The organism is Microbulbifer epialgicus, from assembly GCF_041447265.1.
In the GTDB taxonomy this organism is placed as follows: domain Bacteria; phylum Pseudomonadota; class Gammaproteobacteria; order Pseudomonadales; family Cellvibrionaceae; genus Microbulbifer; species Microbulbifer epialgicus.
In genome coordinates this window covers 1-23,422 of record NZ_JBGMEK010000016.1, presented here as the reverse complement: position 1 = coordinate 23,422, position 23,422 = coordinate 1, and the positions used below count along the sequence as shown (strand labels likewise).

The following is a 23,422-nucleotide window of genomic DNA, read 5'->3' as shown; positions in this document are numbered from 1 at the left end:
CCAAGCTGGATACATCGCAAAAATTTATTTTTCGTAAAAAATCCCGGCCTCCAGGCCAAGACGTAAATACTCCTCTAACCGAATGCGCAAATTGGCTTCCCGCTGCGGTGCCGCCAACAGGTGATAGGCCCCCATCTCTCCCTCGTCCGAAGCGCCTGTACGAATTTCTATTGGCGCGGTGCGGCTCAGTTGGGCATATGCTGAATGACAGGCACTTTGTGCGGTAAAAACCGGACGCATCCGGCGGGCAATGCGAGAGTGGAGCAAGGCGCGCTGGGCGGCGCCAATAGGACCGCCAGCCTCTGCCACGGAGGCGGCTATGGCATTATCGATAGCCAGCTGTGGCTGGCAGCGGTAGCGCCGCGGCGTTATCGAGGTATCGGGCACAAAGCTGAAACGCATACAGCCTTGCTGGCGTCGCAGGGCCCGGACTGGTGCCGAGTCGTCTGTGCTGCGAGCGTGCAAAATGGCGTTGGAGACCAGCGGGAAGCTGCGGGCAAGAATTCGACCGATCACCGTTGAAGCAATAATAGTGAGTGCGCCAGCTGCATCGCCCTCGCCAGCGGGGCCTGCGACCGCCAGGCTGGCAGCACTGTCTCGAGCCGGGTTAGCGGCGGCATCGACAATACTGTCGTGTATTTCTGTGTTAGTGGTTTGGTCGATGCGTAAAGGGCCGGTGATACAGCGCTCAATAATCAACTCCAAGCCACTAGTGGTAATTTCGAGACTGGTTGCCTCTGGACTCTGCGGTTCGCCACTGGCTGTAAAGGCGAGCCCGGGGATTAAGGTAAGGTGACGCAGAGTAACGGACTTGGGAGATTCCCCTTCACCATTCGGTTGAATAGTGAGGGGGCCTCCCTCAATAACCAGTCCGTCCAGGATAATCCGCGACTCTGCACCTCCGCTGACAGTGATAGGTGCGGCTGTACGCAGGGTAGGGCGTACACCATTGGCAGCACGCAATATCAGCTCCATACCCGCCTCAGCACTGATGGCGAGCGCTTCACTGAAAATATCTGAATTAGTGATCTCAACGATGCCTCCCCCAGGAGCGATCGTGTCAATGGCGCTTTGCAGATCGGGATGTTCAGGGCTGGGGCAGGAGACCAGCTCCTGCCCCGGGTCTTGTGTCAAGGTGGTGGCACGGTTGTATTGGCCACCTCCAATCCGGGCCGGAAAGCCAATGTGAAAACTGGCCCGCACTTCCCCTGGTTCCCCGCTGGGAAAGGCGAAGCGCCCAAGAACCGGGTCGACCCGCACCAGTGCATTGGCCGGTGGCACCAGTGGATTGCCGCCCTCAATTTCAGCCAAGTCCTCAGCCGGAATTGCGCTATGGGGCGAGTGATTCCAGCCGAGTTCGTCATCGGATAGGTCGCAGGCTTCGATACGAGTTACCGGCACCGCGACATCATTTACGAAAATTTCAAAAGCCCGGCCCGGCCCATACCAGAGGAAAGGCTCAGCAGCCAGAGCGCGGCGGGAGATATCGCCCGGTAGATGTTCCGGCTGGGAAATGCTGGAGATACTCTCCTCTGGTTGTGGCAAGTTCACCAGCTGGCGCGGCGCACCCAATGGGTCGAACAGGAAACGGCGGTCGTCGACCCGTACGCAGGGAACTCGGGTATGCGCCATAGGAATCAGCCGCCACAGAAACAAACCGATATTGGTGAAATTATGCCTGCCGCGGACGCTCTTGCGCCTGGGAGCCTGTTGAATCGAACGCACATCCGCCAGATGTGAAACCCGATCGAAAGCTCTACTCAGAGGTTCCAATTTCAGTGGATCGTGCAGGTCGGGGACCATGTGATGGGTTGGGCGAATATGATTCATATGCTGGCAGCTGGCGGTGACCTGGAAAAACTCCACCACATGGGCGGGCCAACCAGTAACGTCCCGAGCGAGGGCTTCCAGCACTGTGGCTGTTCCCTTGCGCCGACGATAGCCGATAGTGTTTGCGACCTCGGCGCGATTGCCAACATTTGCACCTTCCACCGGGTAAAGCGCGCGGTAACCGATGATGCCACCGATATAGGGGGCAGCCCAGTCTGCACAGGTCTCAATAAACAAATTGTCCAGCAGCTGTTCAATATTCTCCTCAACTACTGCGCCTTCACGGGACAGAACAGAAATAATGGCTCTGAGCGGTTCGCCTTCATCAGCGTCGCGCAATCTGTGAACTGCGGGTAGTAATCGGTAGAGGGCTTCAGGCGAGATCCGGTTCATGTCATTAATTCCAGCTTGTCGAGCGGATCCTCATCGAGGGTAAGTATTTCGGCTGGCAGCAGAATGCCGCCTGGCCCGAGGTGACCCGGCTGGGAAACCAAGCGTGAGTGGACAATCAGTGCGGTTTGTGGCGCTGTAGTGCGATATAGAAGATCAATATCCACCGCTGTCAGTCCCTCTACCTGATGTGCGGCGGCGGCGACTTCGGACAGACTGAGAAGCTGACCGAAGCCACGGGTTTTGAAGGAGAATGTTTCGCGCAGTCGAGCCTCAGTAGCGGCGAGAACAGCTTCGCTTGAGTAAGTTGTATCCACCGCAACTTTAAGTCCAAGCCGAAAGCTAGCCGGCTGGTAGGACAGCAAATCAACACCAACCAGCGGATCGCCCAGGCTGCGGAAAGCATTCAACAGGTTGGTAAAGGTGGCAGAATTGGAGGCTATTTCAGTGCCGCCATCGCCGGCGATAGTCACAGCAATGCGGCGTGTCTCGCCAACCCAGACCCAGCGCGCCTCGGCCTTGGCAATACCGGGGAAACTGAGCGCGAAGTCGCGGTAGTCGGTGAGGGAAACCAGCCGGCCCAAGGTTAGGGTATAGGCTGGTGCATTGAGACGCGCATCCGCTGCTGTTTCGGGATCGGCCCCACCGCTCGCAGGTAGGGGATTGTCTGTTTCCTTGAGGCCAAGAGGCCGGTCCAACGCCAGAGTCAATTGCCCTGCACGCAGATTGCCAGCCCGCCCCAAGCCCCGAGAATGATTGACAAGAATATTGTCTCGCCCAGCGGGCGGACGGGCGCCGGAGATGCCATCGCCGAACTCGATTATGGTGTTGCTGTCATCCGTCAGAGAGGTTTTATAGATCCGGGCCTCAGCATCGCGTTGATAGAGATCAGGTACTTCATCCCATTCTACGCCATCGATGCGCACAGACAGAGTACTTTTAACACCGGTCTCATTGGCCGCTAACCGATGGGTGACCGGGGCCTGCTTAATCTGGAACTTCTGGAAAGGCACTGAGGGATCACCACCGCCGAGTATTTCAGCAGCACCTTCACCATGAGCAGCGCGGGCCACATTAGCGTGAATGCGTAAGCTGGTGCGGTCAAAGGCGGCGCCCAGTGGCTCTTCCAGTTCGAGTTGGGAGTGAGTGGCGTCGGTGGCTAGGACCCTTTTTAATGTAGCGGTAACTGTTATCTCTGGTGCCGTATCGGGGGCTGGAATTGACTCGAAAGCCTCGCCCAATGCCAGCGCAGTGCCGATGAAACCGTCCTGGTCCCGAAGGCGGAAACTGTGGTTCTCTCCTTGTGGTTCAGACTGTCCCAGGAGAGTTACTATTGTGCCCCGCGTGAGCCCCCTTACCGCGCCGTCATCGGCCGCCAAAGTGATCACCTGCGCTGTTATTTTGAGACAGGCAGGGTGACCGCGAAAAATCAGTTTGCGCCCCTTGGGAAGGTCGTCACCACCTTGCTCCAACTCAATTTTATCGCCCGCTACCCATTTCGCCTGTGGCGTTTCAGCCAGGGGCACTTCGGTCGTGCCGCCATATACGGCAATACGTCGGTAGTCTTCCGCAAAGTCCAAAATAGAGTGCGGCTTATCCAGAGTCAGTCGGGTTGCTCGAGCGCTGATTGCATATATGGATTCTGCATCCGCTACGGTATCTTCGACCCGAAATACGTCCTCAAAACCGGAGCGCAGAGAAAGTACTACCCAGCTTTGGGGCACAAATGACTTGTAAACAGCATCAAGTGTTATTCTGTTGCCCGATGCCAGGGTAAAGTGCCAATCACCGGGGTGTTCCGGGGTACCGCGAATTCTCGATGGCGACGGCTCGGGAATGGGTTCCCCGGGTTCAATAATTGGAAAGTCGTCGCCTACGAAGCCAAAGCTCTCCCGTATTTTTTCTGACAGCACCCGTGGATGCGGTGCGTTGTAACCGAAAAGCGATGCATGCTCGCGTAACTGATAGAGCTTCAGCCCCGCCGTCGGCTTCCCGCCCTCGGTGGCCACACTATCCAGCGCCCGGTCCCAGGTGATACGTGTGCGTTGGCCTTGGGGCTCAGATTCCACAGCCACGATATATCGGAAATCCCACAGCGTGGAATTCTTATCGAAGCCTATAAAATCTTCATCGCTACGTTCACGGGAAACAAAAACGATGGCATCACCCACTTGCAGAGTCGGTGTGCCTTCGACCCAGGCGGTGCTATCGCCGTTGTTGGGCAGTACCGGGCGTGTCAGGCGCGGACGCAGAGTATTCCAGGCTACCTTGGTTTCCAGGTCGTCGAGGGTCTCAAAGACTTGTGGCTTTTCGTCCGGCCCAGGCTGGCTCTGTACGCGGGTACCTGCGGGCACTGTCAATTCAGCAACATCCGGCGATGCTCCGGGGGGATCCTCCATCAGGATTACCAGATCGGTTTCGGCAGCGGCACCAGGGTGTAGGCGATAGCCGATCAATCGCGCAAGCTCCTCAATCGACAGGCGCTCGGTGGCGGTTCCTATATAGGCCTCATTCGCCAAGCGCTCCTGATAGAAGGTCAATACGTCACAGACTGCAGCCCAGGCGTCGATCAGGGCAATGGAGAAATCGTCCCCTTCGCGTGTCCGCAAATTCGCCAGCGCCGGATGCGCTGCTGAGGCAAGACCGGTGAGCATGGACGCCTTGAAGTTAGCGTGGTCACCCGCGCGGAAGGCAATGGCTGATAGATTCGGCCGGTTTTCTGTTGGCCGCAAAGTGGCCAGCGTAGCGCCCATACAGCAGCCGCAAACAGATGTAGCTGAATTCTGATCCGGGTGGCCGACGTGGATGGGGGCTTCGTTCATTTACCACCTTCCATTTCTAACTGAAGGAAGCCACGCTCGGGAAAGTTCGGATTGTTCTCCAGCTGGGCAATCTCCAGCCGCCCAAAGGTCAGTACACCATCTTCCAAGGCTGCAGTACCAGTGCCACCGCGACGCTGGAAAGTATGCGCCTCTACAGAGGCTACGCCCTCAATGGCCATTACCCGGGCATAGATAGCACTGAGATAGATGGGTGTGCCGAACGTCAGTCGATCTGGATGAAAAAAGCCATTACTGCCGTCAGGGTTTCGGCCCGCACTGAGTACAAACAACACCTGATGTCGCACTTGGGAACGGAAGTGATCCGGATGTACGCAGATAAAAAGGGTGATTTCCAGAGGAACAAAGCGCGGGGCATCTATTTCCAGGTCGTAGCCAGCCATACGTACAGCATTTAGCTGTTCGCGTAACTCCTCCTCGAATTCCGCCGTCACCGGTCGATTACCGTACCGGTCGACGGTGATGAAAACGGTATGGCCATGGCCATTCCAGCGAAAGGTGGCAGCAGCACGCTGCACATCTCGGTGACGTTGGGCCATCTGCGCGTAGTCTTCCTGTGTCACCGCGCGCTCCTGGCGACGGTATGCATAGGGCGCGGCTTGGCGTACCGATTCCATGGATTCGGGATCAATGCCACCGCTAGCGGGAAGAGGGTTGCGTACGGCGGAGATCCCGGAAAGATTGGTCATGATGTGGGAAATTGCATCGGCGCCAACATTGCCGCGCCGACCGTTGCCAACACGATAGCTGGCAGTAAAAGATGTACCGGCAGTGGGGCGGCGGCCATTGCGGTCGTCGCCGAAACGCAGAAAAGCAGCCCCGTCGACTTCGGTTTCGAGAACGAAGTGGGAACTCTCCGGCATAGACTGCAGTAAATCCGGTTGGGCAAACCAATTTTCAGGGGCTGGGGCAATACCCGATTGCAACGCTATCGCTGGTTTACGGTTTTCTGTCGTGGGACTGGCGGCGGCATAGGCCGAGGGTGCAGCTTCGTCGAAAGGCGCAGCCTGCGATACAGGTCCATTTGCCAGGTGCGGCCGATAGCGGGGCGGTACACTGCGCGGTTCTGGCCTATCGCAGGATGTGCTTCCAGCTTCTGGCAACAACTGCAGGTGGGGCCGTGGCACTGTACCCAGGACCTCGCCGGAGATTGTCTGGCCATGGTCAGCGAGCAGTATATTGCCGAGTGCATGGGAAACTCCACGCTGTAACCCGCCACCGGCCGCTTCGTCCAAAGTCGAAGAAATACAAAAAGAGAATGGCAGAGCATCCTCCTCCGCCCAGCGAATCTCGGTGATAGATGCTCCCTCCAGCTCGTCGGTAAGCCCAGCCTGTACTGCGGCCAAGCGCACCACATGGCGCACATCCGGATCTGCATCGGCGGCTCGCCCGGTTCGAGGGCCCAGGCGCTCCTCGAAAATCAGTACATCGCCGATGGCCAAGCTGGGATGGTCACCAGCGAGGGTAGCGCGGGTTGCTCCCTTGGGCAGGCAGCACTCGGCATCAGACCATTCGTAAAAAGTCATGGCGTTTTCAGAAGCGCTCAATGTCTTTTCATGTAGCGATTCGAATACCAGTGGCGAGAGGTTCATGGCAATCCGAGCTCCATCACCCTCGTCAATAATTGGATCAAAGCCGGTGAGCCGAGTCAGGAATCTCGTGCCTGCGGGGATGACCAGGTCATCCACTTCCGATTGCAGTTGAATCCATACGCGTGCATTGGCACCATCATGCATCTTGTAGTCCACCAGCCGGGCATGGCGGCGTATCGAGGAGCGGCGGCGGGCGGTGGTGAGATAGGATTCGGTTGCTACAGCATCCTGGGCATAGGAGAGGCGATCGGCGGTATAAGCTAACACCTCCACGAGGGTAATACCCAAGTCCGCTATATTGCGCTCACGCCAATTGGGCATGATTTGCGTCATGCGGCCCAGCATCAAACGGCGGAAGCTATGGTAGTCCTTGGCGAGATAAGACAGCACCAGCTGTTCTGCGAGCTCCTCGGGGCAGTATTGGGCGGGCGCACAATCAAAATCCGTTGGGCATTCAACTTTGAAAGAAAAATCAACCTCGGACAGCACTCGGTCGATCCCCGGCGGCGGGTTAAGTGCACCGGGGGAGTCCACAAGACGTAGCCGGTAGTTGGTGTAATCCCCTGAAGACGAGGTGCGTAGCACCAGCAGTTGGTCTGGGGCGGTGAGAGTGCCAAGGTAAGTGATCAGCCCTGGCTCTGCCAGGGCTGGATCTGGTGCACTTCCACGGGTGAGCCACTCCAGAGTGATACCGGTGATCCGCTCGCCACCGTCCAGTTCAAAATTCTCCAGCACCAATGCCGGCGCGGTATTGAGAAAGCGCAGCAGCAGGGTGCGCTGAGGTGGTGTATCGGTGGGTGCCTCGCGGTCGAGCACCTCTAGAAAGTCGATTCCGTTGATCGCCATACCGTCGACGATCGCCTGCAACAAGCGCTCGCGGCGCCGGGCATCGCAACAGTGGTAGATCACGGGCCACCCCCAACCTGAAAGCTGGCGGAACTCAGGACTCCATTGCGCAGTATTTGGTAGGCGATATTAATGTGGATGGCGGAATCCACGGCTTCAGCCGTAATTTCCTGTACCGAAATACGTTGGCCGAGATATTGTTGCAGGGCACCGCGAATCATAAATTCAGTAGTGGCCGCCTGTTCCGGGCTGGCTGGGGCGAAAAGAAGCTGATAGATGCCAGCACCGAAGTCGGGGCGATTGACCCGTTCGCCTGGATTGGTAAAGAGAATTTGTTCGATCAGGTTGCGAATATGATTCTCTTCGGAGGTTTCTGCAGTGCGATCGCGGCCGTCGAAATGATAGGGGAAGTCGACTTGCATGGTTTCATGTCCCCAGCACACGAGGCTGTGCCTGCACCGAGATCAATGGCGTTCCCGTCGGCGCACACACACTGATAGATGATTGTAAAACTGCCGGCTGGCCCTCAATCAATACCCGCGCTGCCGCAACCACGTAAGTAGCGCTGGCGCAGGGCCCATTGCCTCCCGGGGGCACGAAGCCGCATCCCGCCACCGTCCAGGGTGAAGCTTGAGTTACGGCTGGCTGGCCTGAGACCTGGACTCGTTTCGACGGCCCGGTGGGCAAGGCTTGGCCGCCGTGAGAGCAGGTAACGGTGGCACCAAGATGCAGTAAGGGGCCGCTCATTTTTTTCTCCTGATCAGGTTATTGTGAGAGCGCCATTGTTTACGGTGACGGTCGGACCACTCATAACAATTGAGGCACCACGTCCATTCTGGATATAGATGCCGGTATCGTTAATGATCAGCGATGCACCGGATGCAGTCTTCAGTACTATGCCGCCCGTAGGGCCGGGCAAATCCGTAACGGTGATGCCATTCTGGAGCAATGTCTGCAGGGTAACCGCGCTAACTCCAGGCGGCGTGAGTCTATGCAATGCCGGCATCTCCGCAGCAGAGCCGTAAAAGCAACCGGTCCAGATGGGCGAATCGGGGTCCCCTTTTTCAAACTCCACCCAAACACCGGCGCCAATTGGGGGTACAGCAACAGATCCCGTTTGTACACCGGACATCGGAAAGCAGGGCATACACCAGCTGGTGAGTGCCGCCGCCGATACGTCTGGCACTATCGCCTGGATACGTCCTGTCTGCATTGGGTCGACATTGTTTACCACGGTTCCGCGGTACTTGCCGTAGTAGCTTTCTGTCATGCCGGCACCGATGCACGGGCCGGAAGTAACCCGCTTCTTTTGAGGCTAAAGGATTGTTTGTAACTTCCACGGCTCAGGTCGTGGATAACACTTTCCACATAGTGCACTCCATCAAAGGCTTGTCCGGCGCCGCGCACACCCACCAAATTACGTGCACGCAGAATACGGCCATAGCGAACCACATCGATCTGACCATTGCCGCTGACTGCATCCATATGCTGTGCTGCGTGCGCAAACCCACGGGCCAGTGCTTCCGCAGGGTTTAGCCGTGCGGTATCTGTCATTCTTGTAATTTTTGGCGGTATCGGTGGTACCAATCCCAGAGGTGGCTGAAAAGGAATTGCCGATGGGATCGGAATAGGGATGGGTGCCTTGGTTTGCGGATTCTGAATATAGACCACCGGTACCTCCAACCCTTCCTTATCGAAGCTAAAACTCAAATCCTCGGTATTATTGGAAAAGCCGCTGTCGACAGTGAGTGCCGGCTGTATCTCACCAATACGAATTTCCGGCCCCCAATAAGCAATAGAGGTCGTTGGTGCCGGCCCTGGCTTCATGAAAAAGGTGTAACCCGCCTCGTCCGCAAGCATGCGAATATAGGCAAGATCCGTTCCCTGGTGACGCGGTATCTTCTCCGTAGGCAGTGGAGGCCCCGCCACATCAGGAATCACTTGCGGAATTACGCCCAGCCAGGAGTACTTGGCGAGTACTAAAGCAACCCGTGCGAAGGCGGGCATGGCTGGATAGGGAATGCCTGAGAAATCAATGGCGTCCATCGCCCCGGTTAGGTCCTTGCCTTTCACAGATAGCATTGCTGGTGTGCCATCGGAACTAGGGCGGAGATCTGTCTTGGTTACCACACCGTTAATCAGGGCGATGGCTTTCCCGTTGATAGTGGCTACCAGTGCCAATCGCAGTATCGGCAGTGCGCTACCACCGGCGAGCAGGAATAAAGTGTTGAGCGGGGAATCCTTTTCCAGTGCAAAAACCAGATCAAATCCCGATTGCACTGCACCAGAATTTTCCTCAATTTTGACCGACTGCAGCGAATCGATGATCGCACGCGGCGCCGGTGCGGGTACGCCGGGACCGAACAGCAGTGACAAATCGATTCCCTTGATCACAGCTCCTCCTCTGGGCCGGGCACGCCTTCGGGTAAAGTCAGACGGATCTCCCGGCCGGTCTGTTCCAGCTCTTCCGCCCAAATGGTGCGATTGGCATCGCAGTGCAGCCAAAAAGCCTCGGCATTACCCAGAATTTCAGCCGCAACCTGGTCCAACCGCTCCCCTTCGACAACCATGCGGTAGCCTGCTGTGGCAAATTTTTCTGGTGTGGGTACAAAGCGCCGCGCCAAGTAGGGCAACTGTCGTCCATCATGAGCGGTGTGCATACGTGTGGGTACACCGTGGTATCGGCTGTTGGCAGGAAAGTCTGTGGCCTCAACAATCCCCGCCTCATACATCGCTTGAATCGGGTTTTTCATACCATTCCTCCCGCACCCAGAGCATTCAGGGTGCCGCCAGCAAACTTACCTGCAAGTTGCTCTTTCGATTGCAGATAGGCCATAAAAAGCCCGCTTCCTCGATGGCCAAAGCCGAGATCATCTACAGACAACACTCTCAGTGATAGCGATACCTTGGCCCGAATCGGATTGAGTTTGTGGTCGAAAAACTCTTCGGTAATCTGCAGTGAATCCAGTCGCACCGGTACAATGCGGCGCGCACTCCAGGCAAACAGCGCCAACGGTGTTTCCGCCGGCGTAATTTCAAAAGACCCGGCGGCTGCCTGGGCGTTCTGGCGCTCCAGTTGCGCTGAGGTGGGATAAATCATGGTTTCCAGTGCAGAGAGAGCAGGGAAGATGCCGGACTCAGTGACAGCAGTATTCTGTGTAGGGAATTCCAGTTGATCCGTTGCATCTATTTCCGCTTCCAGAGTCATCGTCTCCTTTGCCGGGCCAGTCAGGCGCAATGGCTGGGAACGATCCGATTCTTCATTGATCGACTGGGCTTCTACCTGTCGTGACAGGGTTTCTGGAGCATACTGCAGGGTAATAATACGCTCGACGGAGCCGTTGTCCGGTGATATCAGAATCAGGCCGGCACGTAGTAGTTTTGGGGAGTTGGGAAAGCCGGTCATGGTTTCGATGCTATTTTTTCAACGCGCTCTTTGATGTCGCTTTCGTTGGTGGGGAGAAAAACGGTATACCAGTAGTAGACTACAAGATTAGCAACGGTTTCCGGTCGGAAAGGAATGTGCTGTGCAAGGCCCGTAGCGCCAGGTTCGAGTCCAGCATTAGTATCGATATCAAGCAATTTTTTTAGCGAGAGGGAATTGCTGAAACCACTAAATTCCCGTTTTTTATATTGGTTATTTAACTTATGGTACGATGAAACCAGTTTCCCCCCGATATACTTTCTCAATTTATCCTTCTTTTTTTGCTCTAAATCCACGTATTTATGCTCTGGAATTAGATATCCAAACGTGGTTTCCTGGATAGAAGAATTTATATCCCCGAGAAAAGAGTGACCGGCTGCCGATTTCCCTTCGCTTGCCCTGAATTCGCGTTTGGCCCTATTTCTTGAGGTGTGGCCAACTCCGAGATTGCCGTAAACGACTGCGTCTTTCTTTCCGATATCTACAAGTGCATCCCTTGTTCGATCGGCAACCGAACCTTCACCTCCTTCGGTCAGCAGAGCCTTTGGACTATCCTTTGGGAGATCTTCCGAAGGAGCCTCTCCCGTGTTACATGCAAAAAGTACGATGCGTACGTCATTTCTAAGAAGGGTTCGGACCTTTGAAAGTACTTTCTTGGGATTGGAGCTAAGTGCAACTAGCCCGCACAAACCAGAACCGGCGTGAGAAAGAAATATCAGGTTGGCAATTTTAAGATCGCTCTTTAGTGGCGATAGGCCACTGGAAGATCGATATGTGTTGACCTCGTTAGTTGCCACCTCGATCATTGATTTGACAATTTTCGGAAAGTCTTTTTCGTCACCATCAACTGGCACGCCTAATTTAAGTGATGACGCCATAATTTTCTTCCTTTTGGAGCCAAGGGCTATCTCTGTCTTGGCGATTTCATTGGCGCGACGTCGAAATTCATCGTTAGATCCCCCGTCATAGAAAACAATAGTTACTCCAGCAGTAACGAATTGCTCAAGCTGTTCGCCGAGTGTCTTGGTGGGAGCGGAAGCAGAGCCGGATTCTTCGGGCGGAGAAAATCTCTGTATTTGATTGTTCTTTCTCAGTTGGGCAGTGTCCGTGGTCTGCTGGAACGTATGGACCAATTCATGCGCCAGCAGTCGCTGGCCGTTTAAGGTCGATGGAGCAAACTGTCCTGGTGCGAAGGCGATATGGTTACGCAATGTGTATGCCCGTGCGCCAATGCTGGCGGCGGCGCTGCCCGCGTTTGCATCGGTGTGCAGCCTGATATGGGACAAATCACGCCCGAATCGAGGCTCGAAGAAGGCTCGCTCGGTGCGGTTAAGTTGCTGCCCTCCCGTAGCAACTGCTGCCGCGGCGGCATGGGCACCATTAGATAGATTTGAATAGGAGCTGGCATTCTTGAGCTGGATTGACTCGTCTTCCTGTTCCTTTTCGAGTGGCTGGCGCTGCAGTCGCATAATGTTGTTGGACAACGGTGCTCGCTCTGCTCCACCGGCAATCACTTGATCAGCGACTCGATCTGCTTCCTGTTCGTAAGCGTCGTTTGGAGGGCCGATACTGATCTTTGGCTGTACCCCAAGTCGTTCCTCAACGTTGCCGGGATATGCCCCCGATGACCCTGGGGAGCCACATTCGCAGGATCTCTGCACCCGCAATGGGAACTCAGCGGCCAGGTCTCCGAGATTCAGGAAGGCTCCAGCCCTCTTGTCAGCCGAAACAAATCCACCGGTCGCGTTAGCTTCGAGGGGCCTGCGAGTGCTCATTGTTTATCCTCACAGTTGAGTTCCAAACAGAGCGATAAATCGGTCATAGCGGCGATTGTAATCATCTAAATACCCTCCGCTTCTCCACTTACAAGACGAACGCGAAAGCGTCGAATCACTGTGGATGATTCCAGGGCCTCACGATAGAGCCTGGTGCGAAGAACCACTTCAGAAATTTCAGGGGCCTGGTGTCGGCCTGCGAGCCGGCTCATCGGTTTATTTCTCTAGCTATCGTATTGGCAATTTTGTCGTGCAGCGCGATTTTGCCCGCCGGCAACTTCGCCTGCAGCCGCTCTCGATAGCTGCTTGTGGAAAGTTTTCCCATTTTATGAACAGCCAGGGCACCTGCGACCTCCCGCCGCAATGCAGCCTCCAGCGCCATCCGATCAAGACCCGGATTATCGACGGTAATCCGATCGATACGAAGCACAATTCTGCGTGGTTTCCCGCTCATCGAAATGCCTCCTGCTCAGCTCCGGTAAAAGTTTTTTCCAATTTGCCGTACTCCCGCCGCACCGCGCGGTGAATATGCGCCATCTGCACCGGCTCCGGCACCGCCGCCGCAAGATAGGCGGCATTCAGGGCGATGGAACGGATAGCGCCGCCGGAGATATTCAGGCGTGCTAATGCCTGCGGGTTCAGCCCTTCGCAGGGGGTTTCCGCGGGAAAGATGCGTGCCCAGATTTCAGCGCGAGCGGCGGCGTCGGGAAAGGGGAAATTGAGTATGTAGCGCAGCCGCCGCAGGAAGGCAGTGTCGAGGGCAGATTTCTGGTTACTGGTGAGTATGGCGAGGCCGCCGTATGACTCCATTTTCTGCAACAGGTAGCTCACTTCGACGTTGGCGTAACGGTCGTGGCTGTCCTTGACTTCGGAGCGCTTGCCGAAGAGGGCATCGGCTTCATCGAACAATAGTATGGCACCGCCGTCTTCGGCCGCGGCAAAAATGCGCGCAAGGTTTTTTTCCGTTTCGCCGATATATTTGCTGATCACCTGGCTCAGGTCGATACAGTAGAGATCTAAGGACAATTCATTCGCAAGCACTTCTGCGGCCAGAGTTTTACCGGTACCGGAGGGGCCGGCGAAAAGGGCTGCCGCACCGAGTCCACGGGAACTGCGTGCCGCCCAGCCCCAACTTTGACTGACCTTCCAGGCATTGCGCAGATGCCCTGCGAGGTCTTGCAGTATGGCAATCTGCTCAGCCGGCAGTACCAGCTGCTCCCAGCTGGCGCGACAATCGATTCGCTCCGCGAGGCCCTCCAGTGCTCGGCGGCCCTGCGCGCGAGCTGCCGTCCAGAGCATGGGAGCCAGAGTTTCTTGAGAGCCTGTAGAATTCTCTACGATGGCTGTGGCCGACGCGATGGCAGACGGATCGAGATTGAAATGTGTGGCGATACGCTCCAGCTCACTACCGAATACTTCGGCTCGCGAACCGAGAGCATTGCGCCATGTGTCCAGACGCTCGGCGGGAGAGGGAGGTTCCAGGTCGAGTCGAAGTCGTGGGGTGCGTTCCGGCAAGGGCGGATCGGCGGCAGAAAGAATACTGGGACCGCTGAGCAGATCGACCAGGATTGCCGCTGCTGCAGTGTTTTCAGGGTCAGCCTCGATCAATACTGCAGCGCCAGACAGTGCCAGTTCCCGGTCGAGAAGAAGGGCAAGGGCAGTGCGTTGCGTCCAGTCAGAAGGAATATCTGCAGCTCGAAGCCTGTAGAGCTGAATGCCGAGCTCTTGTGCTGCAGCGGCAGCCAATATCCGCTTGGACATCTGGTCTCGACCGCCGAGAAGTAGCAGTGGCAACCGCCCAGGTGTGCACCAAGCCTCGATAATTGAATGGACCATTCCACTAGCCGCTGGGCCAGGCGCCACCACAGGTAGAATGCGGTGTAATAATCCTTCCAGGCGCGCATCGAGATAGCGGTTGCCCAGCAGTGCCTGCAGGATACGCTCATCCAGCCGAAACTGGCGCTGGCGCAAAGGACCGCTGCCCGTCAATTCGATCAGCCGCCAGCGACGCAACGGTGCTTCAGGGCACAGCAGGTCCCATGCCTGGGGACCTAAAAGCTGTACGGCGAGCCAGGGATCGGGATTGCCAGAGCCATTGACAGCGCTTACTATTTTGGCGATACCTGGATCCAACTCACAGCCTGCGGCCAGGCTGATCAATTCCTGTTCTCCCTCATTCAAGCTGAATATGCTGGCAATTGAAGGCAAGGCGGAAGTATCCGGTACTGAAAAATGTGGCAGCGGTTTACCTTCTGAAATGGCCCGCAATCGTGCAGTGGTACTCTCCAGGGCGGCATCCAGCCCAGCGCGCAATGTGGCCAGTGTCATTTCCGGTGTGCTCTGTACTACGGCGGTCATGGCACAGTCACCGATTCAAGGCTCGGCGGTGTGGTGGTCAGGTCGATCACCGGGCTGTCGATACCATCCACACGCAAACGCACGGCCATCTCAGAGCCGGAAGTGAGGCCCGCAAAGGTGGCGCTGGCTTCGAAACTGGGGGCGGCGGGACTTGCGAGCACGGCCATCTGCTGGCCGGCAAGAATGGCAAGAGTTTGGCCCGGACGAATCGGAGGACTGCAGGACATGGAAATTTCCACATCCGGTGGTGCCGATATCACAGTTGGTGCACTCGCCGGTGCCAGGGCCAGGGGCAAAGCATTGGATACTTGCTCGCGTCCGTCGGCACGGTGTACCAGCACATCGACGATATAAGGGCCGATGCGCCAGGTCGCCGGATCATTAACTGTGCCTTCGGCAGGGCTACCGGGGGAAACCTCTGCGGTATCTGGCAATTGCACCAGCAGCCGGTTGGGAGCGGCCGGGGATAGAGGGGCTATCTCCAGCACTATGCCGGTACCGGGCTCAGTAAAACGTACCGTCACTTCGGTCCCTGGTGCTCCACCATCAAGCGCGAACCCTTGAATATCCACAATACCTGCGAGTCGCACTACCGGATGCCCATCCGCCGACCGTGCGGAAGTGATGGCGGGCACGTTTCGGAACAGGTCGGGACGAACCAGCACGCCGGGATCGCGGCCGCTCACAGGATCTGTAAGACCACCGCGGGACAACACTGGCAGTGGTGATCGGGTTGGCAGCTCCCTTTCAATTAATACCAGTGAGACGTTATAGGCTACGGTCGTGCGGTAGCTCGCCTGAAAAGCAGTCCAGAGTTTGGACATGTCGTCCATGGACAGCGTCTGCGGCGTAATTTTCAGCAGTTCTATCTGGTCGGCCAACTCTGATGCACGAATCGGATCGAATTCCTGTGGCAGGATATCGTCGATAGCAGCAAGGTCGAGCGCAGCACGAATAGTTTCCCTACCCAATATGGGTTGTTCGTGGAAGAGTTGCATGGCATAGCCGATCAGGATTTCCGCGTGCAGCTCTTGCCCCGATACAGCCGTCAAAATGTAGTGCAGGTCCAGGGCCAGGCGCGGACGCTGTACTATTTGGCCAGCTCGATTACGGGTCGGTAAATCCTCATTGCGCAGAGCGGCATTGGGGGAGACGCGATAGAGGAACAGGTTGAGCCTGGTTGGCTGATCCACTCCACTTTCAGTCACCACTCGATCCGGCGGCAATGCGGTTACGGAAAAATCCGAACCGAGCGCCTGTGAGACATCACCATTGATCAGGGCATCATTAATCAGATCCTTGAGCAGTTGGGTAACGGCGGCTACAGCGAGCATATTGCTCATGGCTTCCGTCCTCGCAAATAATCCGACAGTGACGGCAAGCTACGGGCCTGAGAGGCACGGTGTTTTGATGGGGGCGTTTTCTGCATCTCGCTACGAATATCGAGCCGCCCGATATGAATATTGATTTCCGGCGGGGCAACCACATCCGTTTCAGTTTCTTCACTTGCTGCAGGCGTTTTGAGTGGTGGAGCGGTAGCGGTTGTCTCCAGCTGTTCGATGAAGTTGGAAGTTGGACTCTGAGGCAGTAGCGGTTCCGGCAGTCGGTCTGGTGCTAGGTTGGGCCTATAACTGGGAGAATGCGGCAAAACCTCCATGCCGGATTCTTGAATAGGTGCCCGTGATTCCTGATGGGATACGTCCTCGGGAATCGAAGCATTCATTTCCGAAGACATTGTAGAAGCGTGTGTTTCAGTAAGAAGCGGGGATGGGGTAACGGGCAATGGCTTTCCAGCCCGCTTCTCTCCAGTCATTGAAGGCCGGGCTATGGGGGAGGGCGCATCAATAGATATCTCAACCGGTTGTATTACCTGCGCAGGCGAAGATTTGATTGCGGCCGAGGTCGAACTCCCTGCGTAAGAATCGATTTTTGTTTTCGATTCTTTAACCGGGGAAGGTGAAGGCTGCGTATTTTCCTCGGTATGAATTTCCCGAAAGCTGTATTCCCGGCCGTTGGTTTCAAAGCGGGATGGCAGGCGCGGACGTAAACCCGCCGATACGTCACCTGTTGCACGGCCCACCAGCCTTTGCAGAACGCCACTCATGCCCGCCTCGCCTGGGTCAGGTAGACCGTTCGACGAGCGGCGCTCATGGATAATATTTCACCCTCGGACCAGCCGTAAGCAGCAGCTATTTCAGATACTTCGCCCAGTAGACCAAGTGCTGTCATCTCAATCTCCGCCCAGATGTGGCTGGTAACATCCAGGCTTTCTGACCAACCGGCGTTGCACTCTGAACAAGTGATCTCAGCATAGAGTTCTGTCGCAACGACTTGCTGCTCGATCCGCTGGTCTATCACCTCAGCCTCGCCGTCTGTCAGCTTTCGATTGCACAGACGAGCACGAATTTCGGAAGCCTGTTTGTCAGGGGCGAGATTACAGATAGCAGCAAGATCACGACTGGTCAGTAGGCGTAAGGGTTGGTCACTGGTATCTATGGCAGGGAGGGAATCAATCAGCCTGCCGGCATCAAGTTCCATCTCCAACTCCGCATTACAGCTGGGGCAGGTAGCACATGCAGGAAGCGTAGGGCCAAAAGTATTGGCGCGGATCGACAGCAACAAACGATCGCGCTCTGCCAGGGATAAGTCTGCCGGATCTATATCCTCCACGGCACCGGCAGCCCAGAGTATTGCTATGGCGCGGTCGAGCGGACGCCTGGCGGCACCGATTTCCCAAGCACCGAGAATGGCGGCTGCGGTCAGCCTGAGTTCCATTCAATCCCCCCTTCCTTGCAGCCCTAATCTTATGAAATTTTCTGCCTGCTCAGCTTATGGTCGGTTCGGCGGGCTCTTGTACTTCAACATCCCTGGCCCAGCCTTCGTTTTCGAGTTTGATACTCTGGATAGCAACGGCATTGGCATTACTATCCAGTTCCGGTAGGGCCTGAAATTCAGAAACCCAGCAGCGAAATACCTGATAGGCGATAGCGAGCTGTCCAGCCTCGTTATACATTTCGATGATGATGTCCTTTCGAAAATCGGCCAGGGAGCTCTCCACGCCCAGGCCGGCGCCAAAATTCCAAACCTTGCTGGCCCAGGCTTCGAATTCAGGATCATGGGTGACTCCACGCTCCAAGGTAATGGGCTCAAATTTAGAGCGCCCCGGAGATTTCCTGCTAGTGGAGGGGTCGCCACCAACCCGGTGTTCCACCACCTCAGTCGTGCGTTTGAGAGCACCGACTTTGGAAATGCCGGCGACGAAGCGGCCATCCCAGCGAACGCGGAATTTGAAATTTTTATAAGGATCGAACCGCTGCGGATTTACGCTGAATTCGGCCATGGCCTGTCGCTCCTGTGGCTAATCTTGCTTCCTATGCTTCGCTTTGGCCTGCAATTTGTTGGATCGAGATGACGACAAACTCCGCCGGTTTTAGGGGAGCAAACCCTACATGAATGTTGACGATACCGAGATCAATATCCGCCTGGGTGGTAGTTGTGGAACCACACCTCACGAAATAGGTCTCGCGCGGAGAGGAACCCTGAAAAGCGCCCTGGCGAAAGAGCCTGTTCATAAAGGAACCCACTGCCAGTCGAATCTCTGCCCACAGCGGCTCGTCGTTGGGTTCAAAAACCGCAAACTGCGTACCGCGGTAAAGACTTTCCTCTATAAACAAAGCGGTGCGGCGAACAGGGAGATGTTTCCATTCACTGGCCCGAGCATCCGCACCAAATAAAGTACGCGCCCCCCAGCTCACAGTGCCGTACACGGGAAAGCTTCTCAAGCAATTGAGCCCGAGTGGGTTCAAGACGCCGTTCTCTGGGTCAGTAAGCAGATAATCCAGCGCCTGAACGCCACGCAGCCCAGCGTCTATCCCTGCGGGTGCTTTCCAAATTCCGCGCTGGCCATCAGTGCGTGCCCACAGGCCGGCCATAAGCCCCGAATTAGGAAAGGAGCGGAGGCGTCCATTTTGTAGTGGATCGGCCAACTGAATACGCGGAAAGTAGGCCGCGGAGTTATGGCTTTTGAGTGAGCTGTTGGCATTGTCGTTAATCCAGTCCCGCGCTTCCTCCAGTGTGTTGACGTTCGAATCTATATCGACGATCACCATAGAACGGCGCTCCTCGGCATAAGCGATCGCCTCGGCAAGCGCGGCAATATTGGTCACTCCGGGGAGAGAAAGAATATTGAAAATATCTGCGTCTTCGAGCGCGTAAATGCCGGTCTTTTCCGCACGACTGCCGATGATCTCCGCTAACCCTGAAGGCGGTGTACCATCACTACCGAGCAACCCCTGATGCTGGGCTGATTTGCTCAGGCCGACGCCAAGTTGATAGGTCGCGATATTGACGAAAGCTTCTGGCGAATTGAGCAACAAGGCATCCGCACCGTCACCCTCAAAGGTGAAACCAAGGCTTGGCACGGAAGCACCGGGAACCACCACCAGAGCATTATCAACGACCTCCGCACGAGCGGTAGAGAAGGCCGGATCTGAACTTCCGCTCAGACCTGCCTGTATTTGGGCTCGGGCTTCACTAAGTGTGGCCGGCACAGACGACAAGGGAATACTCAAGGTGCTTGTAGCAGGGGGAACCGGGCTCCCATCAGCCGCCAGATCAATCAGGTTAATAGTAACCTCATCGCCATTGGTGATACTCACTGAGCCAAAATCTTCGATACGCTCACCGATAGTACCCGATGTAGCGGGTCGCAATTCCGACGCTACGGCTACCTCACGCCCGCCATTTGCAACACCTAACCCCAGCGCCGCAGCCGCATTCTGCGAAGAAGCATTGCGAAAAACTACAGACGAGTGACGCTCGGTACTGTCTGAAGTGAAAGTCAGTACACCGGAATTTTCGGTGACACTAAGAATACCAGGAACACCATAGGCTTCCTCCGCCTGAGTGACGATACGATTACCAAGGGCGAGAACATTAGCCAGAGTATTTGAACCCTCCTCGAAAAGAAGGATTTCCTGCATAGGACGGCCGTCAATCGATATATTAAGCCGGCGTGTCTCATCAGTTAGTGCCACTACATCGCCATCTAGCAGCGCCACACTACTGACCGATGTACCCGGATTACTACCAGCCAAGCCGGCATCTACCAGCCGCACCAGCTCCGAGGCCGCATTGACTGTGTCTGGCGCATAGGTTGCAGCACGGTCATTCATCGACAGGTTACGATGGGTCTCTGTACGCAATGCCACCAGGCGGCCATTGCGCTCTCCCATTTCGGTAATCGTAAGGTTGAAAGTATTTACCGGGTCAGCTGTGGCGTAGTCTACTGAGAGCCTAAGGCTGTTACCCCAAACCCCTTCGCTTGATGCAGTGGCAGCCAGTGTGACTTGACCACCAGTTGATTCCAGCTCAACACTCGCAGCCTCGGCATTTTCCGCGGTTCGGACTATCCAACAGGTCCCGCCGCCGTTCAGGAAGAAATGATTGACCGCATAAGAGAGATCACTGTCGATATGTAGACCGCCGAAGGCTCGCTCGAAATCGGCAAAGCTAAAAAGCTGCTTAGCTTTATTGACCTGGCCGCGGGCCGTATAGCCAACGAAAGCTGCGATTGAGGTGGGAGCACCCGCGATAGCACGCGACCCGCTAGGAACCTCTTGGATATAGACTCCGGGATAAGAAACGGAAACCGCCATGGACAACCCTCCGTGGTTGGGTGCTGCCTCAAAGAAAGACAGGTGCCATTGCCAGATTTTTTTAAGCATTAGCGTGAAAAGGCGTTACTCCGACTTATTTCAGCTCCTGATATTTTGTATTTAATTGTTTTCAATTTTCTATATCTTTGAATAAAAGGAGTTTACTTAAAAGTAACAATAAGTATGAAGCCATTTCTGCGCCAAGGTGATTCATCCTGGCGTGCCTGTCTTTCAAAGATGTGATATTTGATGGTTGATACTGGGTAGCGCAGGGTACTGCAACCGAAGATTTCACGGCCCAGATACATGTGCATGGTCCACAGGTGACATTTCTGCCATGATCTCTGCGATTTCCGGCACCTAATCCTGCCATACGTTAGTTGAAGAGATTTGATCCTACCCACCAACGACGGACACTCTCTTAAACGATAGACACCGCATCAGAGGTGCCCTACGACAAGTAAAACCACAGCCAAAATTCCCATCGGCAGGAGTATTTGAAGAACAGTCGAGTTGTTTGCCAATAGCTACCGGGCCGCATCCTATCGGGCAGGAGTATCAACAGGCTGGTGTGCTCGGTTGCAAAAGGGATTTCCATTACCTGTTTGTCCCTGAAATACAGGTGGACCTTCCAATCTAGATAACGGCCAAAGTTGTATCCGATATAACGATGCTCGTTGCCTCTCTCAGAAGTTTTCGGTTCATTTCAGACAATTCCCCTTACCGTGCACTGTATGTAGCCGGTCTCCACGCCAGCCTGCGCCGGTCAACTTACGCCAGATTTGGCTCAAGTGCACATCCGGGTGTTTGACTGTTTTTGGATAAACCAACCGCCTTTTAGCGCCTAACATTTTGATTTTATTAGTTATTTTTCCATGGGTTTTCATCAGGGTTCATCTCCTTCCTTCCGCAACCGGATATTTGGCTGCCTGTGGCTAATACCCCCCCAAATAAGTCTAACTTATTGATTTTTAATATTTTTATCTGTCATATTTGATCTTGGCTCTCATCTTTTCAGTGATATCGGCTCAGAAGGAACGACTTAAGTAGGGAGGTTAAATCATATTAACGGAGCATATTAGGGGAATTCTAAACAAGCATTTAATTCTCCTTGCGGTAAAGGATTATCATCCTCACTTTATAAATGAGTATAAAACTTTATTTCTTACAGTTCTTTGATGTCTTGTTATTTGTGAGCCGGCTGAGCTGATGGGTAGCGAGGAAGAGAAAGCTATATCTTTTTCCTACTTCTAAGGGAGTCAAGTAGTATATCTAGCCCCTCATGCGGGTCGGCATTCAGAACTGTGCAGTATTCGACGAATTCAAGGATATCGATCTTTTTGCGCTCCTGCTCGATCTTGCCGACGATCGAATGGTGGCGCCCTAGCATTGCGGCCGCAGCACGAATAGAGAGCCCTCGCTCTTCGCGTTTTTGCTTGAGCCACTTGCGGAGCTTTTCAGCATCAGGTGAGTAAGGGGAGGGCTTCATTGTCTCGATAGTAGAGACGAAGTACAATGGCGCGAAATTCGAGACAGCTAGAAGTACTATGAAAGCTCTGAGGGTTAAGCCTGAATTCGTCTCACTTTTGAAGATGGGGAATTTTGATACCTTTTCTGTCCCCCGTTTTAGGGACGCCTACCTGGAGCTGATTGGTGATAAATCTAAGCCCAAGAATCTTACTAGGCAGTTAGTGTATAGGCATTTGCGTAAGCTTGAAGAATGTGGAGTCCTGGAAAGGGTAGATACAGGGAAACTCCACCCAATCGAATATCGAATAAAAGACCTAGCGCAGTTGGATTCAAGGCCCACCGTACGGCAGAACGTGGAAATGATACCCGAACAAGCAGACAAGTCGCTACCTGAGAAGGTTGTACATACGCTTAAAGTAAAGTTGAGCAAATATCGTACAGATATGCTGTCGGCAGCGGGGGCACTCGAAGAGTATGAAGCTATCGCTCAGGCACAGCCCAGCCTAAAAGGAGCAATTCAGAAAAAGTACGATCGAACCCGGGAAGAATATGCCAAAACTCTCGGGAAAGTTAGAGCAATCGAGTCTCTGCTCAACACTAAACCTAGTCTTTAATTTCAATGAAACTACGTCGATGGCAATCCGAAGCCATCTCTCAAGCCTATAGCCAATATTCTTCAGGTATTAATCACTTCATGTGCCTTGCTACCCCTGGTGCAGGGAAAACGATTATGGCTGCACTATTGGCCAAGCGTCTGTTTGATGCGGGAATGATCGACATGGTGATGTGCTTTTCCCCAGCAATTGTTGTAGCTAATGATTTCCAGAAAGAGCTTGAAGCACAGACAGGTAAAAGGTTAGGTGGACAACTCGGTGATGATGGTTGCTCTTTGACCTATCAGGCCATGATTTCTTTGGATACGTCATTTTGGCAAATCTTGGAGAATCATCGAGTTTTCGTGATATTTGACGAAATCCACCATTGTGCAGCTATGGAAGAAGGTAATAGCAATAGCTGGGGAGAAACCATATATCGCTATATCAGCGGAAAGTCAGCTTATTCGTTAGCACTGACGGGCACGCCATGGAGGTCTGATAATATCCCCATCGTATTGGCAGACTACTGTAGGGAGTCGGGTAGGGTACATTGCGACTACCGTTATGGACTGGGGCAGGCCATCACTGACAATGTCTGCAGAGAGCCTAGTATCATTGCTATCGATAACTCTTCTATTCAGGTA

22 protein-coding genes are annotated in these 23,422 nt (G+C 54.8%); 2 read left to right on the top strand and 20 right to left on the bottom strand.

Annotation, left to right across the window (positions count from 1 at the left end; all coding sequences use genetic code 11):
- Window positions 1-24 precede the first annotated feature (24 nt).
- The 20 genes from ACCI49_RS09305 to ACCI49_RS09210 form a co-directional block, all read right to left on the bottom strand.
- Window positions 25-2,223 carry a hypothetical protein gene (locus tag ACCI49_RS09305; RefSeq protein ID WP_371838686.1) on the bottom strand — a complete coding sequence of 733 codons (2,199 nt, stop codon included), beginning with the start codon at window positions 2,221-2,223 and terminating at the stop codon, window positions 25-27.
- Window positions 2,220-5,042 carry a baseplate J/gp47 family protein gene (locus tag ACCI49_RS09300; RefSeq protein ID WP_371838685.1) on the bottom strand — a complete coding sequence of 941 codons (2,823 nt, stop codon included), beginning with the start codon at window positions 5,040-5,042 and terminating at the stop codon, window positions 2,220-2,222. The genes ACCI49_RS09305 and ACCI49_RS09300 overlap by 4 nt, the downstream gene beginning before the upstream one ends.
- Window positions 5,039-7,561 carry a putative baseplate assembly protein gene (locus tag ACCI49_RS09295; RefSeq protein WP_371838684.1) on the bottom strand — a complete coding sequence of 841 codons (2,523 nt, stop codon included), beginning with the start codon at window positions 7,559-7,561 and terminating at the stop codon, window positions 5,039-5,041. The genes ACCI49_RS09300 and ACCI49_RS09295 overlap by 4 nt, the downstream gene beginning before the upstream one ends.
- Window positions 7,558-7,920 carry a GPW/gp25 family protein gene (locus tag ACCI49_RS09290; protein ID WP_371838683.1) on the bottom strand — a complete coding sequence of 121 codons (363 nt, stop codon included), beginning with the start codon at window positions 7,918-7,920 and terminating at the stop codon, window positions 7,558-7,560. The genes ACCI49_RS09295 and ACCI49_RS09290 overlap by 4 nt, the downstream gene beginning before the upstream one ends.
- 4 nt (window positions 7,921-7,924) lie before the next feature.
- On the bottom strand, window positions 7,925-8,245 hold the full coding sequence (locus ACCI49_RS09285) for a hypothetical protein (protein ID WP_371838682.1): 321 nt from the start codon (window positions 8,243-8,245) through the stop codon (window positions 7,925-7,927).
- A 13-nt stretch (window positions 8,246-8,258) separates the two neighbouring features.
- Entirely contained in the window at window positions 8,259-8,768 is a 510-nt protein-coding gene (locus tag ACCI49_RS09280) for a phage baseplate assembly protein V (RefSeq protein WP_371838681.1), read from the bottom strand.
- Window positions 8,765-9,892, bottom strand: coding sequence for a hypothetical protein (locus ACCI49_RS09275; RefSeq protein ID WP_371838680.1), 1,128 nt, complete (start codon window positions 9,890-9,892; stop codon window positions 8,765-8,767). Before ACCI49_RS09275 ends, ACCI49_RS09280 begins: the two co-directional genes overlap by 4 nt.
- Complete coding sequence (locus tag ACCI49_RS09270) at window positions 9,889-10,251, bottom strand: LysM domain-containing protein (RefSeq protein WP_371838679.1); 363 nt, start codon at window positions 10,249-10,251, stop codon at window positions 9,889-9,891. Before ACCI49_RS09270 ends, ACCI49_RS09275 begins: the two co-directional genes overlap by 4 nt.
- Complete coding sequence (locus ACCI49_RS09265) at window positions 10,248-10,904, bottom strand: hypothetical protein (protein ID WP_371838678.1); 657 nt, start codon at window positions 10,902-10,904, stop codon at window positions 10,248-10,250. Before ACCI49_RS09265 ends, ACCI49_RS09270 begins: the two co-directional genes overlap by 4 nt.
- Entirely contained in the window at window positions 10,901-12,697 is a 1,797-nt protein-coding gene (locus ACCI49_RS09260) for an eCIS core domain-containing protein (protein WP_371838677.1), read from the bottom strand. The genes ACCI49_RS09265 and ACCI49_RS09260 overlap by 4 nt, the downstream gene beginning before the upstream one ends.
- 65 nt (window positions 12,698-12,762) lie before the next feature.
- Window positions 12,763-12,909, bottom strand: a complete 147-nt coding sequence (locus ACCI49_RS09255; protein ID WP_371838676.1) for a hypothetical protein — start codon at window positions 12,907-12,909, stop codon at window positions 12,763-12,765.
- Entirely contained in the window at window positions 12,906-13,151 is a 246-nt protein-coding gene (locus ACCI49_RS09250) for a hypothetical protein (RefSeq protein ID WP_371838675.1), read from the bottom strand. The genes ACCI49_RS09255 and ACCI49_RS09250 overlap by 4 nt, the downstream gene beginning before the upstream one ends.
- Window positions 13,148-15,055: an ATP-binding protein gene (locus ACCI49_RS09245; protein ID WP_371838674.1), complete on the bottom strand. Its 1,908-nt coding sequence runs from the start codon at window positions 15,053-15,055 to the stop codon at window positions 13,148-13,150. Before ACCI49_RS09245 ends, ACCI49_RS09250 begins: the two co-directional genes overlap by 4 nt.
- Window positions 15,052-16,398 carry a Pvc16 family protein gene (locus ACCI49_RS09240; RefSeq protein ID WP_371838673.1) on the bottom strand — a complete coding sequence of 449 codons (1,347 nt, stop codon included), beginning with the start codon at window positions 16,396-16,398 and terminating at the stop codon, window positions 15,052-15,054. Before ACCI49_RS09240 ends, ACCI49_RS09245 begins: the two co-directional genes overlap by 4 nt.
- On the bottom strand, window positions 16,395-17,159 hold the full coding sequence (locus tag ACCI49_RS09235) for a hypothetical protein (RefSeq protein ID WP_371838672.1): 765 nt from the start codon (window positions 17,157-17,159) through the stop codon (window positions 16,395-16,397). Before ACCI49_RS09235 ends, ACCI49_RS09240 begins: the two co-directional genes overlap by 4 nt.
- Complete coding sequence (locus ACCI49_RS09230; RefSeq protein WP_371838671.1) at window positions 17,156-17,830, bottom strand: hypothetical protein; 675 nt, start codon at window positions 17,828-17,830, stop codon at window positions 17,156-17,158. The genes ACCI49_RS09235 and ACCI49_RS09230 overlap by 4 nt, the downstream gene beginning before the upstream one ends.
- Window positions 17,831-17,879: 49 nt before the next feature.
- Complete coding sequence (locus ACCI49_RS09225; protein ID WP_371838670.1) at window positions 17,880-18,395, bottom strand: phage tail protein; 516 nt, start codon at window positions 18,393-18,395, stop codon at window positions 17,880-17,882.
- Window positions 18,396-18,426: 31 nt separating this feature from the next.
- Window positions 18,427-20,712: a phage tail sheath family protein gene (locus ACCI49_RS09220; RefSeq protein ID WP_371838669.1), complete on the bottom strand. Its 2,286-nt coding sequence runs from the start codon at window positions 20,710-20,712 to the stop codon at window positions 18,427-18,429.
- A gap of 451 nt (window positions 20,713-21,163) precedes the next feature.
- Window positions 21,164-21,334, bottom strand: coding sequence for a hypothetical protein (locus tag ACCI49_RS09215; protein ID WP_371838735.1), 171 nt, complete (start codon window positions 21,332-21,334; stop codon window positions 21,164-21,166).
- Between the two features lie 609 nt (window positions 21,335-21,943).
- Window positions 21,944-22,201 carry a helix-turn-helix domain-containing protein gene (locus ACCI49_RS09210; protein ID WP_371838668.1) on the bottom strand — a complete coding sequence of 86 codons (258 nt, stop codon included), beginning with the start codon at window positions 22,199-22,201 and terminating at the stop codon, window positions 21,944-21,946.
- Between the two features lie 58 nt (window positions 22,202-22,259).
- On the opposite strand from ACCI49_RS09210, the gene ACCI49_RS09205 reads away from it, so the two are divergent.
- Both ACCI49_RS09205 and ACCI49_RS09200 read left to right on the top strand, forming a co-directional pair.
- Entirely contained in the window at window positions 22,260-22,796 is a 537-nt protein-coding gene (locus ACCI49_RS09205) for a VspR family transcription factor (RefSeq protein ID WP_371838667.1), read from the top strand.
- Window positions 22,797-22,801: 5 nt separating this feature from the next.
- A partial coding sequence (locus ACCI49_RS09200) for a DEAD/DEAH box helicase (protein WP_371838666.1) occupies window positions 22,802-23,422 on the top strand: 621 nt, incomplete at its 3' end.

What these genes read in the sequence shown, in the direction of transcription:
- ACCI49_RS09305 (WP_371838686.1), bottom strand. Translation starts at nt 2,223, where the DNA reads ATGAACCGGATCTCGCCTGAAGCCCTCTACCGATTACTACCCGCAGTT.
- ACCI49_RS09300 (WP_371838685.1), bottom strand. Translation starts at nt 5,042, where the DNA reads ATGAACGAAGCCCCCATCCACGTCGGCCACCCGGATCAGAATTCAGCT.
- ACCI49_RS09290 (WP_371838683.1), bottom strand. Translation starts at nt 7,920, where the DNA reads ATGCAAGTCGACTTCCCCTATCATTTCGACGGCCGCGATCGCACTGCA.
- ACCI49_RS09285 (WP_371838682.1), bottom strand. Translation starts at nt 8,245, where the DNA reads ATGAGCGGCCCCTTACTGCATCTTGGTGCCACCGTTACCTGCTCTCAC.
- ACCI49_RS09280 (WP_371838681.1), bottom strand. Translation starts at nt 8,768, where the DNA reads ATGACAGAAAGCTACTACGGCAAGTACCGCGGAACCGTGGTAAACAAT.
- ACCI49_RS09270 (WP_371838679.1), bottom strand. Translation starts at nt 10,251, where the DNA reads ATGAAAAACCCGATTCAAGCGATGTATGAGGCGGGGATTGTTGAGGCC.
- ACCI49_RS09265 (WP_371838678.1), bottom strand. Translation starts at nt 10,904, where the DNA reads ATGACCGGCTTTCCCAACTCCCCAAAACTACTACGTGCCGGCCTGATT.
- ACCI49_RS09260 (WP_371838677.1), bottom strand. Translation starts at nt 12,697, where the DNA reads ATGAGCACTCGCAGGCCCCTCGAAGCTAACGCGACCGGTGGATTTGTT.
- ACCI49_RS09255 (WP_371838676.1), bottom strand. Translation starts at nt 12,909, where the DNA reads ATGAGCCGGCTCGCAGGCCGACACCAGGCCCCTGAAATTTCTGAAGTG.
- ACCI49_RS09250 (WP_371838675.1), bottom strand. Translation starts at nt 13,151, where the DNA reads ATGAGCGGGAAACCACGCAGAATTGTGCTTCGTATCGATCGGATTACC.
- ACCI49_RS09245 (WP_371838674.1), bottom strand. Translation starts at nt 15,055, where the DNA reads ATGACCGCCGTAGTACAGAGCACACCGGAAATGACACTGGCCACATTG.
- ACCI49_RS09240 (WP_371838673.1), bottom strand. Translation starts at nt 16,398, where the DNA reads ATGAGCAATATGCTCGCTGTAGCCGCCGTTACCCAACTGCTCAAGGAT.
- ACCI49_RS09235 (WP_371838672.1), bottom strand. Translation starts at nt 17,159, where the DNA reads ATGAGTGGCGTTCTGCAAAGGCTGGTGGGCCGTGCAACAGGTGACGTA.
- ACCI49_RS09230 (WP_371838671.1), bottom strand. Translation starts at nt 17,830, where the DNA reads ATGGAACTCAGGCTGACCGCAGCCGCCATTCTCGGTGCTTGGGAAATC.
- ACCI49_RS09225 (WP_371838670.1), bottom strand. Translation starts at nt 18,395, where the DNA reads ATGGCCGAATTCAGCGTAAATCCGCAGCGGTTCGATCCTTATAAAAAT.
- ACCI49_RS09220 (WP_371838669.1), bottom strand. Translation starts at nt 20,712, where the DNA reads ATGGCGGTTTCCGTTTCTTATCCCGGAGTCTATATCCAAGAGGTTCCT.
- ACCI49_RS09210 (WP_371838668.1), bottom strand. Translation starts at nt 22,201, where the DNA reads ATGAAGCCCTCCCCTTACTCACCTGATGCTGAAAAGCTCCGCAAGTGG.
- ACCI49_RS09205 (WP_371838667.1), top strand. Translation starts at nt 22,260, where the DNA reads ATGAAAGCTCTGAGGGTTAAGCCTGAATTCGTCTCACTTTTGAAGATG.